The sequence below is a fragment of the Fibrella musci genome, from assembly GCF_041321105.1.
GTDB lineage: Bacteria > Bacteroidota > Bacteroidia > Cytophagales > Spirosomataceae > Fibrella > Fibrella musci.
Genome location: NZ_JBGGWD010000001.1, coordinates 1,190,603 through 1,205,425, shown reverse-complemented (window position 1 = coordinate 1,205,425; position 14,823 = coordinate 1,190,603). Strand labels below are relative to the sequence as shown.

Sequence of the window (14,823 nt, the reverse complement as noted above, 5' to 3'; positions counted from 1 at the left end):
TATCCACCAGATCGACAAAGCGGGTAGCGAAGGCGTTATTGGGTCGGATGCTGTTCGTAGATAGTCCAGAGCTGATTGGGTGAGCCGTTCTTTTTCGTTAAGACAATGGCTGAATTGACAGTGCCACTGCCAGCTGATGGCGTTATGTACAACTCCGTGCCTTTTAACCGAATGCGGTAACGCCCCTGCCCGGCTGGCAAAAATTCGTAGGTCTGCGTAGGCTGGTTGGGTTGCAGGGGCTGCTGTTCCAGCTTCGTGCCATCGGCGGTTGCATTGGCCACCGGCTGAATTGTTTTGCCCGTAAACAGATTCTTTAACTGGTACGCATCGTGCCCGATATGCTGGAAATCCCAGGTCATGCATTTCCAGTTGACGGGCGAGTAGCCCACGATAGCTGTGCCGTTGGCTTTACGGGCTTCTTCAGGGCGGAGCAGCAGCCCCGTCTGCACATTTTTGATAGCGTAGGTCCCTTTGATCGGCTGAGCAAAACTGGTTGTAGCCAACGTGCTTACGCCGAACAGGCAGGTAAGCAGCATGAGGTGCTTCATGGCGATTCTGGTAGAAAAACAGTGATTCGTATGCAGACATAGAGGCGTCATTCGGTAAAGACAACAAACGCCCCAACTTATCGCTTCGATGCTCTATTTTCCCGTAACCGTAGCTACGACCGGAACTGACGCAGGTTGTAGGTGAATGTCAGCATGAAATACTGCCGCAAGACCAGCGAGCGGTTGTCTTCGACGTAGGTTTCGGAGATGGAGCGGCCCACGCTCGTGTTCTGGTTGAGCAGGTCGAATACCGAAAGTTTCAGTTCGCCGTTCTGGTTTCTAAGGAACCGTTGGGCCAAACTGGCGTTCCAGAGCGTAAACTGCTGGTTGAAACCGTCTGACAGTCCGCCGTAGCGTTGATGGCTGACGTCGGAGCGCAGGACCAGCCCTTTCCAGACGTTCCAGACTACGCTGCCCCCGGCCGATTGTGTGGTGAAGGCTGTGTTCAACTGGGGTTGCAGCGTGTTGACGACCCGGTTGAAACCATAGTTGTAGGAGAGCGTAAAATCCAGTTTCTCACCCATGTTGCTGCTGAGCACGACGCCCTGACTCAGCCCGTAGGTATTAGCCCGGTTGACCAGCCCGTTGATAACGCTCGGCGTTTTATTGTAAATGAGCGAGGTGTTCAGGTTGAGGTTGCTCTTGATGAACGTCAGCGGGGTGCCGTAGGAGAAAAAGCCGCGCGTACTCAGCGCCGACTCGGTATTGATGGGGCGGGTTAGTTGCGTACCCGGTTGCAGAAACACGCCCTCGCCCGTTGAGGCCACCACACCCGGCACAACCCCGGCGCTGTCGGCGATGAACAACGACGAACCGATGGGATCCTGGGTGTAGTTAAGGCTGAGCAGGGCCACCAGGCTACTGGCTTTCTGCACCGACGTTTTGGTGAAGCGGGTCGAGAGGGCGTGCGTGTAGCTTTGTTTTAGGTCGGGGTTACCGATGGATTGCAGCAGCGGGTTGGTGTTGTTAAGCACGTTCTGCAACTGCGTGATGCTGGGCGCATCGGTGCTGGTGCGGTACGTGAGCCGGAACCGCAGATCGTCGGCAAAGCGATAATCGACGGTGGCGGTGGGCAGCAGGTTGGTGAATGTGCGATTGACCTGCCCCACGCGCGGAAACAACTGATCGCTTTGCAGGTCGGCATATTGCAGGTTCAGGGCGGTCGAGAGACGCAGTTTACGGGTATTGAGGTTGTAGCCGACCCCAGCCCGCTGGGTCAGGTAGTCATTGTCGAAACGGTTGCTCAACAGTGAATCGAGCTGATCGAACTGATCCGACAGCGGGTTGAAGCGGTACGTAAACCGGTCGGAGTTGCTGTTGTTGAGCCCGGCATTGTACGAAAACTGCATGATGCCTTTGCCCACCGGCTCGGTGTAGGTCAGGTTGGCCGACAGCTGATACCCGGCCGAGGCCGTCTGGGTACGTTGCTGGATGAGCTGCCGGGTGGTGTCTCCCTCAAAAAAGTCGTTCAGCGACGAGAGGCTGTTCAGGCCGCTTCGGTTGGTGAACGTCGTGCCGATGTTCAGCGACAGGGTACGTCCCCGCAGCGCAAAGCGGTGCCGATACAGCAGGTTGTTCCCAAACGTATAGCCATTATTGGTAGCCGAATAGGTGTTATTGGCCTGATTGAGCAGCGCGTCGCCCAGCCGGGTATCGCTGTCGGCGAAGGAGTTCGACTGGTTGTTTTGCAGACTCAGCCGCGGCGTCATCAGCAGCGAGTTGTTGGGGTCGATAGTGTACTCCAGCCGGAAGTTGAGCCGGTGATTCAGGTTCATGCCGTTGTCGGTCGATTGCTCGCGGTAGGTACGTGCCGAATCATTGGTATCCTGAAAATAGGTACGTTGCAGGGCGCTTTCGTTGCGGTTCTGGCTTTGGTTCAGGAAGTAGCTACCCCGAACGGTCAGCTTGTCGCCCCAATTGTCGGAATAATTGACGCCCAGCGAGTTGGTAGTGTTGATGCCACTTTGCTGGCCTACCAGAAAGTTGTCGGTGTTTGTTGCGCCCCCGCCCCCGTTACCACCACCGCCTGCGCCGCCACCCCGGCCACCGCGCCCGCCACCTGCACGACCGCCGGTGCGTCGACCATTACCGCCGTTGCTGCCCCCCAGCACGCCGAGCAGATCCTGGCTCGAGAAGTTCTGCTGGTTGATGTTGTTGCTTTGACCGATGATGGAGATACGCCGGTCGCCTTTGAAGAGGTTGACACTACCACCCGCCGAATACGTACCTTCCGTGCCGATGCCGCCATACACCTTGCCAAACTGCCCGTTGCGCTTGTCGGGCCGGGTGATGATGTTGATGGTCTTGGTGGTGTTGCCGTCGTCGACACCCGTGAAGCGCGATTGGTCGCTCTGCCGGTCGAATACCTCGATTTTGTCGATGACTTCGGCGGGCAGGTTGCGCAGGGCAATGGCTGGGTCGTCACCGAAGAACGGCTTACCATCGACCAGAATCTCGCGGACATCTTCGCCCTGCACTTTCACCCCGCCACTGCTCAGGTCAACGCCCGGCATCTTTTTGAGCAAATCTTCAGCCTGGGCATCGCGGTTCACCTTGAAGGCGTTGGCGTTAAACTGTAGCGTATCGCCCAACTGCTGGGCTGTTGACGTTTTCCCCCGAACAATTACCTCGTTGAGCTGCCGGGCCGTTTCGCCCATTCGAATCGACAGCGGTTGCTGCCCGCTCGAATCCAGCCGTACGGTTTCGGTCACGTTCATGTAGCCCACATACGACGCCTGTAGCCGGTACTGACCAACCGGCAGTTTGTCGAAGATGAATTGCCCGGCTACGTCGGTCACCATACCCCGCCGCAAGCTGCTGTCGGGCAAGCTGGTGAGCCGGACGGTAACGCCAATCAGTGTGTCGCCTTTGATGTCGGTGACGGTGCCCTGCAACGAAGCGGTGGTGCTGGGAATAACGGCGGCCGTTGTTGATACAGTTGGCGTGCCGACCAGCACCGTGTCGGGCCGGAGGGTATCCACGGCGATACGCCGGAGTGTGTCGGCTGGCGGCGGGGTAGGCACGCGCAGCGTATCGGACTGCTGGGCAAAGCCAACGGTGATGGTGAGCCCCAGCAGCAGGCCGCTCAGGAGGCAGAGGGTGGATAGGCGCTTCATGACGTTGAGAGAAAAAGGGGCGGAGCCAACAGACTCCGCCCGGTTAGGCTACGCTAATTGGTTTCGGGCTGGCCGTTGCCGCCCTGACCCCGTCCCCGACGGCCCATGTTGGCGGGCATGTCGCGGGTCTGAAGGATATCGCCGGTGCTGCTGGTTACGAGCAGTTTACGGGCCTTGTTGGCATCGACCAACACCACGTAGAATTTACCGTCCTTGTCTTTGGCTACGCGCCGCACCTCGGTGTTTGGGTACGTTGCCTTGATGTAAGGCAGTACGCTGGTGGGCAGGTCGGTTTGGGCCACCTGCTCCATCTGCCTGAACCGAGGCCCCGCCTGACCCGTAGCGTTACCCGTCGTGTCGCGGTTGGCGCGGTTGGCGCGGCGATTCTGGGCCGTTGCATTGGTGAGGAACAGGACAAAAAGAAGTGCAGTGGCAATGAGTGTCTTTTGCATGGTTACTGAGTTGTTTTGTTGTTTACAGACTTAGGTCCCCTCTGGCGCGTTGCCTTGCGGTCGACCGGTACTTTTTTTTCAGCGAGCTGTCCGGCGGAAGTTTCGGCGGGGCATTTCGGTGAGGAGTTTGCTCAATAACTGACGCTGCGGCGGCGTGCAGAGGGCCGCTACGTTGTCGAAATGGGCCAGCGTGATGGAGTCCAATTCGGCCGATTTCTGGTAGAAGGCCAGTCGCTGGGTACGTCGCTGCTCGGCCGTGAAGGTGGCGTCGACCAGCCGGAAATAGGCTTTGCGGTCGTTGCGTAACTGGCGGAAGCGGGGGCGGACCTCGCCGAAATAGCGCTTTTGCAGGCTATCCAGTTGTTGCCGTTGGCTGGCGTTGAACTTCAGCGTATCGGCCAGAAACGTGGGATTGGTGAGCCGGTTTCGTCCGAAGACAGGCCGGGCCGGTTTGAGCCAAAGCCAGGCTAGCAGGCCAATGTTGAGGGCCGCCAGCGCGATGACCAGCCCAATGAGCAGACGGATGCGGTGGGAGTTATTCATAAGCCAGGGTGAAATCATCGACGGGGTCATTGACAGGATCATTGACAAGGTAATTGTCCTGTAAGGTGGTAATGGCGGGGGCTGCCTCGTCGGCGGGCGGGGCGGTGCTGGTCAGACTGATCACCGCGCCCATGTTGAGCAGCACCAGCAACCCCAGGGCGGCATAGGCGTAGGCGGGCCGACGAAGCCACCACGGCAGCCACGTCGCCGACTCGACCGATTGGTTGAGACGGGCTTGCAGGCGGGTATAAAAAAACGGACGGGGTTCGGGCTGTGGCCGTTTGCCCCACCGCCGGAACTCGTTTTCCCACGGGTCCGATTCGTTGGGTACGTTGCTTGACTCGTTCATAGGTTTACTGAGCTTACTTTTTTGCGTAACGATTGGCGAGCGCGAAACAGCAGCGATTCGACTGCTGCCACCGAGGTTTCCAGAATGCTGGCTACCTCGGCATACGAAAGTTCTTCCTGATAATGCAGTGTAAAAGCGATCCGCTGGTTTTCGGGCAGCGTCGCTACGGCCTGATGGATAAGCTGGGTACGTTCATCGAGTTCCAGGGCAAGCTGCGGTGTCTGATGATCGGATGGGTCATGGCGGAGCGTGTCGGAGTCGTCGAATAGGGTTGTCAGGAAAGCGAAGCGTTTTTTGCGTTTTCGGTCACGTTCTTTCTTCAGGGCCCGCGACGTGGTAATCCGGTACAGCCACGTAGACAGACTGGCCTCGCCGCGAAACGTCCCAATGGTTTTAAATACCTCTTCAAACACCTCCTGCGCCACATCTTCGGCGTCTTCCGTCGAATTGACGATGGCCAGGGCCGTTCGGAATACCCGCTGCTGATGCGTCTCGACCAGCCAGCGAAACGTGGGTTCATGGCCTTGCCGTAGGCGTTCCAGGTACGTTATGTCGTCAGCAGGTATCTCCATACCGGGTATCTCCATACTGGGCGTTCTCCAGGCGGGTTATCAATTGGTTAGGTCCCGGTTTTCGGGCAAACTTGCGGTGCCCGCCCCTTTTTTTTCGAAAGGATGGATTCCGTTCTCTATCAACCGAAAAAAGCGCAGGCTGCTCGGGGAGGGGCCAACAAAAAACCACTTACGCTCGAGCGTAAGTGGTTTTTTGTTACGTAAACAACGGCACCACACGGCTGGAACCGTGCGTAAGCTGGGCTTTACTTATCGGTTCGGAACGGCGAGGCAGGCAGGCCTTCTTTGTTGTACAAATTGGGGTGAACGGGGTTGTCGGCCCAGGCGTAACGCACGTATTGGGGTGAAGGCACTTCGTCGCTACTCACCACCACCGTGTTGCCGACGATGCTGGCTTTGGCCCATACAAATTTCTTGTCGGCGCCTGCAATGGCGAAGTCGCCCAGTTCTTCGCCGTCGTTGGTTATCAACCCGCCCCCGACGTTCGTAAAGCCGATCACGATCTTGTTGCCGTCGACCGTTGCCGACTGGTACAAGGGCCCCGAATACACCAGGTTCTCGTTGTAGGCCAGTTTCTGCGCAGCCAGCGCCAGCCGGTCGCCCACGCCTTTTTTATTGTCGGGGTGGATGTCGTTCCATTCGCCCAGATCAATCGCGACGACCATAGCCGTATTGGGTGTCGACAGGGCGTTGAACTGGGCCTCGCGCAACACCGCCCAGCCGCTCTCGGAGGGCTGGTAGTTGTAGTCCATGAAGCCGGGAAGCTGCACGTACAGAAACGGCAGCTGACCCTGACTCCAGCGTTGCCGCCAGTCGTTGATCAGCGCGGTTTGCAGCGTTTGGTACTCTTGGGGCCGACCGGCATTGCTCTCGCCCTGATACCAGCAGAACCCTTTGATGGCATACTGAATTTCGGGGGCGACCATGGCGTTGTACAGGGCCGTTGGCTGGTTCTGGGCGTTGATGCCCCCGCCAAAGCCCCCGCCCGCGAAGGGCCGGTAGGTGGTGCCTACTTTGTACTGCCAGGTGCCCTTCAGGTCGACGGTGTCGGCGCCCGCGAAAATACAGTACGGCTTGTCGGGCACGAACCCACCTTTGCCGGCCGTGTTGGTTACCCGGACCACGAAGGTGTTCTTGCCCGCTTTCAGCAGGTCGGCAGGTACGTTGTAGCGACGCTGAGGGTACATGTAGGTCGTTCGACCCACCTGTTTGCCGTTGATGTACAACTCGTCGGCATCGACAATCCGGCCCAGAAACACCTTCGCGGCTTTGCCCACCATCGACGCCGGTATGTCGATGTCGCGCCGGTACCAGACTACGCCATTGAGGTCTTTTATGCCCTGATCTTCCCAATAGCCTGGGATGTTAATGGGCCGCCAGCCTTTCGGGGAATAGGTGGCCTCGTACCACTTGGCGGACCCCGACATACCCAGATCAACGGGCGGCGCGGCGCGGGGGGCGGGTGCTCGGCGGGTCAAGCTGTTGACGTAGGCCGTATCCTTGTTTTTGTCGATGGTTGCCTTCTGCGTTGGTAGATTACTAAACCCGGCCTCGCTGATCCAGGCTTCGATGGGCGTGCCGCCCACGCTGGCGTTGATGATGCCGACAGGTACGTTATACTGCTGATGCAGCTTTTTGGCCATGAAATACGCCACCGCCGAAAACGGACGCACGTCGTCGCCCACGGCTTTTTTCCACTGCCCGTTGGGTACGTCGGTTTGGGGGCCTTGCAGGTTGGTAAGCGTAGGTACCCAAAACTGCCGGATCTGCGGGAAGTTAGCTTCGGCGATTTCACGGGCATAGGTCACATCGTGGATATTCAACTGGTGCACCATGTTGCTTTGGCCGCTGCAAAACCAGACGTCGCCCAGCAGAATGTCCTTTACGGTCAATTGCGTGGTTCCGACAATGTCCATCGTGAAGGGACCGCCCGCTGGCATGGCGGGTAACGTAGCCCGCCACGTTCCGTTCGCATCCATTACGGTTTTGTAGCTTTTTCGGTTAAAGCGCACCGTGATTTTTTCGCCCGCTTTTGCCCAGCCCCAGATGGTCAGGGGTTTATCGCGTTGCAGCACCATGCCATCGCTGATCAGGCTGGGTAACCGAAGCTGGGCCAGTATACTGGTTGGTAGTAGAAGGGTCCACAAAAGCAATGCAATCGGTTTCATCTGTCGGTAAAAAAAATGTATACAAGGTAAAAGGCTATTTCGCCATGGCAATTACTTTAAAAAAGGCGGGTTCAGGCAGGTTTTTATGGCCGGGCAGGAGCGGGCCATTTGTCGGGTCAGCCGGAAACGGGCGATTTCTCCCTCGCTATCCATCGAGGGTGTTACGAAACCCGGCGCGTTGAGCTACTCCTGGAGCGGGTGCTTTCCTGGGTGATGCCATTAGTCGCCATTTTCATTATGTTGCTGGCTCTGGAACTTGGACTTTCTGTACCGGAGGACCAGCTACTTTTGTCTCGTTTTGGCCCGACGCACGTGACTGGCTGAAACCGCTACATATGGATCGGGGCGAATAAGGCCGTTCGAATGAATGTAACAGGCTTATTCGCCCTGTGAGGCACCCTATACTTCTGCTTTACAGTGAGACTTCGAAAACCCGGTCCTGGGTTGGTTTATAGGCCTGAATTTGTTTGGAGAACTCCGAATCGCGGGCGAATGTCATGAAGTGAAAAAAGGCCTCCTGTGATTCCCAAGTGGCATAGTTGATCAGGACAGTGCCCTCCTCGTTACGATGAAGTTTTGCGGATATAAAACCGGGAAAGCGGCTTACCTCATTCCTGAAAAAGTGCCCGATTAACGCAATAAGTGCGTCGATACCGTCTGCGGGTACGTCAAAGCGAACAATAACATTCAATGGCGTATTCATAGTAACTTGCTTTTAATTCGTCGGGATTGACGCAGCAAAGTTCAGATAGAGCCATGACTTGGTGGGTGAACTGGATTACCAAATGAGTGTGAACCAGTTCACGTAGCGATCTACTTTTTCGGAGCGGTTCTCTGATTGCGGATTTTGGAAAGAAACTCGCGGGTCATTCCCAGGTAAGACGCAATGACATATAGCGGAATGCGCTGGACGAACACCGGATAGGTCTGGGCAAACTCCTCGTAGCGCTCTTCGGCGGTAAGACTTAGCAAAGACACTACCCGTCGCTGAATCATAACCGCAATTTGCTGCGCTCTTCGCATCATGGCTACCGAAAAATGGGGTATTTTTTCGACCAGCATTTGCTCGCTTTCATAAGTCCACTGGATGACTGTACTGTCTTCGAGGGCTTCGACAAACAACGTCGCTGGTTCCTGCAACAGGAAGCTACCCGGATCGCCGATCATCCAGTTGTCTACAGCCAATGAGAGCGTATGTTCCTGCCCGTCGGTCCCGACGAAATAGGCCCGGAAAGCCCCTGTGACTACGTAAGTGCGATGGCCTGATATGAACCCGGGCTGTTCCAGTAGCTGTCTGCGCTTCACTTTTCTCACCCTCAGCACCGACGTGAACAACTCCTTATCCTGTTGATTCAGGTTTATGTGTGAAGTGATGTGGTCGAAGATTGATGAAAAGGGTGGTGTATTTTCCAAGATCTAACAGGTCTGATCCGTCTCCTCTTCTTTAACGCAGCAACAAAAAAAGAGTGTTTAGTCAGCTATCGACCGGCCAAACACTCGTTTCCCGCTACTCAGAAAATGATTTACTTCTTCACGGCCAACACCTTATAAAAAGCCGGTTTGGGCTGATTTTTCCGATCAAACAGCAGCGGGTAATTGGTACGACCGCGAACGGGCCAGCCATTCAGCCAGCTATCGCCATCGTTGACGCCCCAGAACGTGACGCGGGTGACTTTGTCTTTATGCTTCAGGAAGAGCTTGAACAGGGCTTCGTAATCAGAAGCCAGTTGTTGCTGCACGCTGTCGGGCAGGGCGTCGGGGTAGGGGTTCGACTGGGCGTTGGCGGTCATGCGCTGACCCACATCGGCCCCCTGGAAGTTGCGCGGCAATACCTCGATGTCGAGTTCGGTGAACATCACTTTCACACCTAAGGCTGCGTACTGCAAAATGCTTTCCTCAATGTCTTGTAGCGGTACTTTGCCGACGTGCCAGTGTCCCTGAATGCCTACGCCATCGATACGTACCCCAGCGGCCTTAATCTTTTTCACAAGCTCAATACAGCCCGCCCGCTTTTTGGGTTGTTCGTTGTTGTAGTCGTTGTAATACAGCTCGGTTTTAGGAGCGGCCTGTTGCGCCAGCCGGAAGGCTTCCGTCACGAAATCGTCGCCCAGGTATTGCAGGAACACCGATTTGCGCATGGTGCCATCTTCATTGAGTGCTTCGTTGACCACATCCCATGAGAAGACCTTGCCCTCGTACCGCCCGGCTACGGTTTTGATATGGTCGGTGAAGAACGCCCGGATGGAATCGGTGCTTTTGATCCCCCGGATAAACGGCGGCAACTGCGAGTGCCAGACCAGCGTATGCCCGTTGATCTTGATGTTGTGCTTTTTGCCAAACGCCACCAGTTTGTCGGCCATCTCGAAATTGTAGGTGTCCCACTTGGGGTGGATCAGCGCCGACTTCATGATGTTCTCGGGCGTGGCCATGTTGAACTGGCGCACAATAAAAGCCGTCGTTTCCGGGTCGCGTTCGTCGATCTGCGCATTGTTCAGCGCGGTGCCAATGCCGAAATCCTTTTTAAACGTGTCCTTCAGCGAGGGTATTTTTTGGGCGTAGCCCGTTCCATGCAGTATGGATAGGCTCAGGAAGGCCGCTGCCTTAAGGGTGATTACGTGATTTTTCGAAAGCATAAAAAGGTTTTGTTTCAGGTTGCGTCAATTCGGTAACTGGATGAGACGCAAGGGATTGCACGGTCCGCCGCCGCGGTCTCTACCGGAACAGCACCTGCGCAAACTGGGACAGGTCGTGCCGCCAGACAGGCCACGTATGGCCGCCCGCATATTCGCTGTAGCTGTACTTGACACCCAACTCATCGAATTTTTTCATCATAACCTGGCAGTTCTGATAAGCGATGTCTTCCTTGCCGCCCATCGAAATCCACAGGTGTTGAAGATTGCTGTTGATGGTAGACGCGTTGTCTTTCATGAAGGCATATTGCGGGTCAGTCAGCTTGGGGTTGTTGGCAAACCAGCCTGAGCTGAACACACCCAGGTTCGAGAACATATTCGTGTTTTTGATGCCCGCGTACAGCGTCTGCAAGCCACCCATCGACAGGCCCGCGAGTGCCCGGTTTTTGGCGTCGGTTTCGACCCGGAAGTTGCTTTCCACGAAGGGAATCGCGCCTAGCTTGAGTTCGTTTTCAAACGCCTTCAGCACGTTTTCGTTGAAACCGGCCAGGCCACCGGCGCTCACGTTGCCGTCGAGCATAGCGATGATCATCGGTTTGGCTTTGTTTTCGGCGATCAGGTTATCCAGAATCAGGTCTGTTTTACCCTGCGTAGCCCAGCCGCGTTGATCTTCGCCCCCGCCGTGCAGCAGGTACAGCACCGGATACTTGTCGGTCGATTTGTCATAGCCCGGTGGGGTGTAGACGTACATCTCGCGCCAGGTGTTGGTGGCTTTCGAGAGGTAGCGTTTGATGCGGATGTCGCCGTGGGGTACGTCTTTCATGGCGTAGTAACCACTTTCACGATCGGGGATTTCGATACCGCTGGCCATCCGGCCCATGCCGTAAAAGGTTTCGCTGGCCGGGTCGGCCGTGGCTACGCCGTCGATCAGGAGCGAGTAGTAATGAAAGCCCCGGCTGATGGAGTCGGTGGTGGCGGTCCAGAAGCCACTCGTGTCTTTCACCATGTCGTATTTCTTGCCCAGATCGATCTGTACCTTCTGGGCGTCGGGCGCTTTCACCCGAAATACCACGCGGTTATCGGGCAGAATCTGCGGGTATTTGGCGTTGCGGGCGTTGGTGGCCGCCGGGGTGCCCAGCACAGTGTACTTGGTCAGCGAGGCCACATCGACGGGCTTGAACAGGAATTGCGAGAACATGTACAGGCCGTTTTTCCAGACCTTAAAATCATGCCCACCCGGCTCCACGTAGTAGATGTGCGGCACGCTATTCTGGTACAGATAATCGTGGGTACGTTTGCTGAATGTGATGAGCCCGTCGGCGTCGCCACACGAAATCCAGAGCAGCTTCAGCTTCTGTTTGGCATCGGCGGGGTTCGGCACCAGCTCTTCGGGTCGTTTGGTGTTGGGGGCCGAGGAGAAACCACCTACCCAGGCAAACTTATCCAGGTTGCCCAGGCCAAAATTCAACGACTGACCACCGCCCATCGAGAGGCCCGCAATGGCGCGGTGTTCGCGGTCGGTCAGGGTTGGGTACTTCTTCTCGATGAACGGAACCAGGTCGGTCAGCAGGTCTTTTTCGAAGGTAGCGAAAGCTTCGACCTTGTCTTTCTCAAACACATTACCCACCGCCCGGTCGTCTTTCATGGCGCGGCCGTTGGGCATCACCACGATCATCGGCTGGAGCTTGTTTTCGGCGTATAGGTTGTCGAGAATGACCTGCGGTTTGCCGCCGTTCAGCCATTCTTTTTCGTCGCCCCCGATGCCGTGCAGCAGATACAGTACCGGGTATTTCGTCTTCTTGTTGTAGCCTGGCGGGGTATACACCAGCGCCTTACGGGACGTACCTACGGTTTTCGACGGGTAGCTGATGGAATCCAGTTTGCCCGTGGCGATGCCCGAACGTACCTGGTCGAAGCCTTTCGGGGCTTCTTTCTCTATGTTCTGGGCGTAACTGCCAACGCTTAACAAGCTCAGGGCAGTCATCAGGTATAAGAATCGTTTCATGATTTTACTATGTTGACATGACAAGCGGCTTTTATGTCATTCCGACGAAGAGCAGGCCATGCACTGGGTTATTTTTTAAAGATCAGGCTGGCGTACTGCCGGAGCGACCGGCGCCAGGTTTGCCACTCGTGCGACGTACCCGGCGACTCGTAGTACACGTGCTTGATGCCCGCTTTGTCGAGCGCGTCATGAAACCCTTTCACACCGTTATACATGCGCTCGGGCTCCTTGGTGCCGATGCTTACGTAGACCACTTTCATCTTCTTGTTGAAGGCGTCGGGATCGGTCCAGGCGCCGTCGTAGAGTTGCTTGATGTCGGCACCCGGCTGCAACCGACCGGCCCCGCTGAACCCGCCGATGTAGGCAAACTTGTCGAGGTTGGTCATCGTGGTCTGGAACGTCTGGAAACCACCCATCGACAGGCCCGCCATCGCCCGATTCTCACGATCGGTTAGCGTACGGAACTGCTTGTCGATCATCGGAATCACTTCCTTCACCAGCACCTCGGGAAATACGTTGCTGTTCATGCCGCCGGGGCCCGTAGGGGTCGTGCTGACGGGGCGGGTGGGGTCGGTGGCGTAGCCGCGTTCCATCACCACGATCATGGGCGTTGCCTGTCCGGCGGCAATCAGGTTGTCGAGAATGAAATCCACTTTCCCCTGCGTTGGCCAGCCGGTTTCGTCTTCACCCGAGCCGTGTTGCAGGTATAGTACGGGGTAGCGCTTCTTCGGGTTTTCGTCGTAACCGGGGGGCGTGTACACGTTGGCCCGACGCCAGGCTTTGGTCATGTCGGAGTAGTAATTGACCGAACGTACCTGGCCATGCGGCACACTTTTGGGCTGGTAATAGTCCATGTCCTTATCGGGAATGTCGATGCCGCTGGCCATGCGCCCCATGCCGTAAAACGTCTGGCTCGACGGATCACAGATGGCAATGCCATCGGCAATGAGCGAGTAATAGTGAAAACCTTCCACGACCGGCTCCGTCGTTACGGTCCAGAAGCCGCTGGTGTCTTTCACCATGTCGTACTTCTTCACCAAATCGATTTGCAGCCTGCGGGCGTCGGGCGCTTTCACCCGAAACACCACCCGGTTGTCGGGCAGAATCTGCGGGTACTTTTGCCCCGGAATGTTCGTTGTGGCGGGTACGCCGGTGGTCTGAGCCACAGCCGGTACCGTCAGGCTTGCCACCCCGATAAATAATGCGATTAACCGTTTCATGATAAAGGGTTTAGGAATATTTAATGACAGCGAAGCGCAATGACGCGTAGCATCATGACTATTTCGCCTACTTAAACAGCAGCGGGGCCAGTTCGTGCAGGCTCCGGCGCCAGGTCAGGAATTCGTGGGCGGTTTTGTCCGACACATACGAAACGGCATTGTATCCGGCGGCTTTCAGGTCGGTGGCGGCTTTCGTTACGCCATCGGGCCGCTCTTTGCTGCCGCAGCTGATGAACACCAGCTTCGGTTTTGCTTTGTCCTTCAGGTCGTCGGGGGCGTAAACGCCACCGCTCAGCAGACCGTAGTACCCAAATACGTCGGGCTTGTTGAGGGTGATCATTTTGGTTTCCATGCCGCCCATCGAGAGGCCCGCCATCGCCCGGTTATCCCGGTTGTTCATCGTGCGGAAATTGGCATCGACATACGGAATCAGTTCCTCGGTCAGGACCGTCTGGAACGGGTCGATTTTGAACTCCCGAATTTTACCCCACTTTACCTCGTTGGTCATGCCGTAGGTCATCACGATGATGAATGGCTTGGTCTTGCCTTCGGCGATCAGGTTATCCATGATCAGGTTGGCGTGGCCCTGGTTGCTCCAGGCCGTTTCGTCTTCGCCCCAGCCATGTTGCAGATACAGTACCGGGTACTTCTTTGACTTTTCTTTCTCGTAGCCCGGTGGTGTGTACACAAACGCCCGGCGCGACGTACCGGTGCTTTTCGAGGGGAACAGAATCTGCTGCACGTTGCCGTGGGGTACGTCTTTCAGGGCGTAAAAATCCTGATCGTGGGCCGGAATCTCGATGCCGCTTTCCCAGCGAACGGAGCCGTAGTAATTCTTGGCACCGGGGTCGTTGAATTTCCCGCCATCGATGGTTACGTTGTAGTAGTGAAAGCCTTCATCCATCGGCCCTTCCGTGGTGGCCGTCCAGTACCCGTCGGCTCCTTTTTTGAGCATGGTGCCCCCCCGACCTCCGAGACCCAGGCTCACCTTGACGCTGTCGGCTTTGGGGGCAAAGATGCGGAACCGGGCGTAACCCTGCGAGTTCACCTGCGGGTATTCCTGCCCCGGCTGGTTGAGTTCGGAGGGTTTGAAATCCTCCTGAATTGTCTGCGCAAAGGCGCTGAGACTGAGTAGCGTGGCTGCAACAAAAGCAGCGATTGGTTTGACTGTCATTTGATTAAAGGGAATTTGATTAGGAATATTGGTTGGGGGTGGGGTA

Annotated in this window: 13 protein-coding genes; all 13 read right to left on the bottom strand. The window is 56.4% G+C overall.

Going from position 1 to position 14,823, the window contains the following annotated elements:
• Positions 1-35: 35 nt before the first annotated feature.
• Positions 36-548 (bottom strand): RICIN domain-containing protein, encoded by a 513-nt coding sequence (locus ACAW74_RS04855; protein WP_370697065.1) that lies wholly within the window; start codon positions 546-548, stop codon positions 36-38.
• A 113-nt stretch (positions 549-661) separates the two neighbouring features.
• A complete protein-coding gene (locus ACAW74_RS04850) occupies positions 662-3,664 on the bottom strand; it encodes a TonB-dependent receptor domain-containing protein (RefSeq protein ID WP_370697064.1) in 3,003 nt (1,000 codons plus the stop codon).
• Between the two features lie 53 nt (positions 3,665-3,717).
• A complete protein-coding gene (locus ACAW74_RS04845; protein ID WP_370697063.1) occupies positions 3,718-4,116 on the bottom strand; it encodes a hypothetical protein in 399 nt (132 codons plus the stop codon).
• Between the two features lie 78 nt (positions 4,117-4,194).
• Complete coding sequence (locus ACAW74_RS04840) at positions 4,195-4,659, bottom strand: Spy/CpxP family protein refolding chaperone (protein ID WP_370697062.1); 465 nt, start codon at positions 4,657-4,659, stop codon at positions 4,195-4,197.
• On the bottom strand, positions 4,652-5,008 hold the full coding sequence (locus tag ACAW74_RS04835) for a hypothetical protein (protein ID WP_370697061.1): 357 nt from the start codon (positions 5,006-5,008) through the stop codon (positions 4,652-4,654). Before ACAW74_RS04835 ends, ACAW74_RS04840 begins: the two co-directional genes overlap by 8 nt.
• Complete coding sequence (locus tag ACAW74_RS04830; protein ID WP_370697060.1) at positions 5,005-5,580, bottom strand: RNA polymerase sigma factor; 576 nt, start codon at positions 5,578-5,580, stop codon at positions 5,005-5,007. Before ACAW74_RS04830 ends, ACAW74_RS04835 begins: the two co-directional genes overlap by 4 nt.
• Positions 5,581-5,825: 245 nt before the next feature.
• Entirely contained in the window at positions 5,826-7,748 is a 1,923-nt protein-coding gene (locus ACAW74_RS04825) for a sialate O-acetylesterase (protein ID WP_370697059.1), read from the bottom strand.
• Between the two features lie 412 nt (positions 7,749-8,160).
• Positions 8,161-8,451 (bottom strand): antibiotic biosynthesis monooxygenase family protein, encoded by a 291-nt coding sequence (locus ACAW74_RS04820; protein ID WP_370697058.1) that lies wholly within the window; start codon positions 8,449-8,451, stop codon positions 8,161-8,163.
• Between the two features lie 110 nt (positions 8,452-8,561).
• Positions 8,562-9,161: a Crp/Fnr family transcriptional regulator gene (locus ACAW74_RS04815; protein WP_370697057.1), complete on the bottom strand. Its 600-nt coding sequence runs from the start codon at positions 9,159-9,161 to the stop codon at positions 8,562-8,564.
• Positions 9,162-9,271: 110 nt separating this feature from the next.
• A complete protein-coding gene (locus ACAW74_RS04810) occupies positions 9,272-10,381 on the bottom strand; it encodes an endo-1,4-beta-xylanase (protein WP_370697056.1) in 1,110 nt (369 codons plus the stop codon).
• Between the two features lie 79 nt (positions 10,382-10,460).
• On the bottom strand, positions 10,461-12,383 hold the full coding sequence (locus ACAW74_RS04805) for an alpha/beta hydrolase-fold protein (RefSeq protein WP_370697055.1): 1,923 nt from the start codon (positions 12,381-12,383) through the stop codon (positions 10,461-10,463).
• 68 nt (positions 12,384-12,451) lie between these two features.
• Entirely contained in the window at positions 12,452-13,603 is a 1,152-nt protein-coding gene (locus ACAW74_RS04800) for an alpha/beta hydrolase-fold protein (RefSeq protein WP_370697054.1), read from the bottom strand.
• 67 nt (positions 13,604-13,670) lie between these two features.
• Positions 13,671-14,777 (bottom strand): alpha/beta hydrolase-fold protein, encoded by a 1,107-nt coding sequence (locus tag ACAW74_RS04795; RefSeq protein ID WP_370697053.1) that lies wholly within the window; start codon positions 14,775-14,777, stop codon positions 13,671-13,673.
• Positions 14,778-14,823 lie beyond the last annotated feature (46 nt).

Bases quoted from the DNA above. Each gene is read 5' to 3' on its own strand.
- ACAW74_RS04845 (WP_370697063.1), bottom strand. From the start codon at position 4,116: ATGCAAAAGACACTCATTGCCACTGCACTTCTTTTTGTCCTGTTCCTC.
- ACAW74_RS04855 (WP_370697065.1), bottom strand. From the start codon at position 548: ATGAAGCACCTCATGCTGCTTACCTGCCTGTTCGGCGTAAGCACGTTG.
- ACAW74_RS04810 (WP_370697056.1), bottom strand. From the start codon at position 10,381: ATGCTTTCGAAAAATCACGTAATCACCCTTAAGGCAGCGGCCTTCCTG.
- ACAW74_RS04825 (WP_370697059.1), bottom strand. From the start codon at position 7,748: ATGAAACCGATTGCATTGCTTTTGTGGACCCTTCTACTACCAACCAGT.
- ACAW74_RS04830 (WP_370697060.1), bottom strand. From the start codon at position 5,580: ATGGAGATACCTGCTGACGACATAACGTACCTGGAACGCCTACGGCAA.
- ACAW74_RS04800 (WP_370697054.1), bottom strand. From the start codon at position 13,603: ATGAAACGGTTAATCGCATTATTTATCGGGGTGGCAAGCCTGACGGTA.
- ACAW74_RS04835 (WP_370697061.1), bottom strand. From the start codon at position 5,008: ATGAACGAGTCAAGCAACGTACCCAACGAATCGGACCCGTGGGAAAAC.
- ACAW74_RS04805 (WP_370697055.1), bottom strand. From the start codon at position 12,383: ATGAAACGATTCTTATACCTGATGACTGCCCTGAGCTTGTTAAGCGTT.
- ACAW74_RS04795 (WP_370697053.1), bottom strand. From the start codon at position 14,777: ATGACAGTCAAACCAATCGCTGCTTTTGTTGCAGCCACGCTACTCAGT.
- ACAW74_RS04850 (WP_370697064.1), bottom strand. From the start codon at position 3,664: ATGAAGCGCCTATCCACCCTCTGCCTCCTGAGCGGCCTGCTGCTGGGG.
- ACAW74_RS04840 (WP_370697062.1), bottom strand. From the start codon at position 4,659: ATGAATAACTCCCACCGCATCCGTCTGCTCATTGGGCTGGTCATCGCG.
- ACAW74_RS04820 (WP_370697058.1), bottom strand. From the start codon at position 8,451: ATGAATACGCCATTGAATGTTATTGTTCGCTTTGACGTACCCGCAGAC.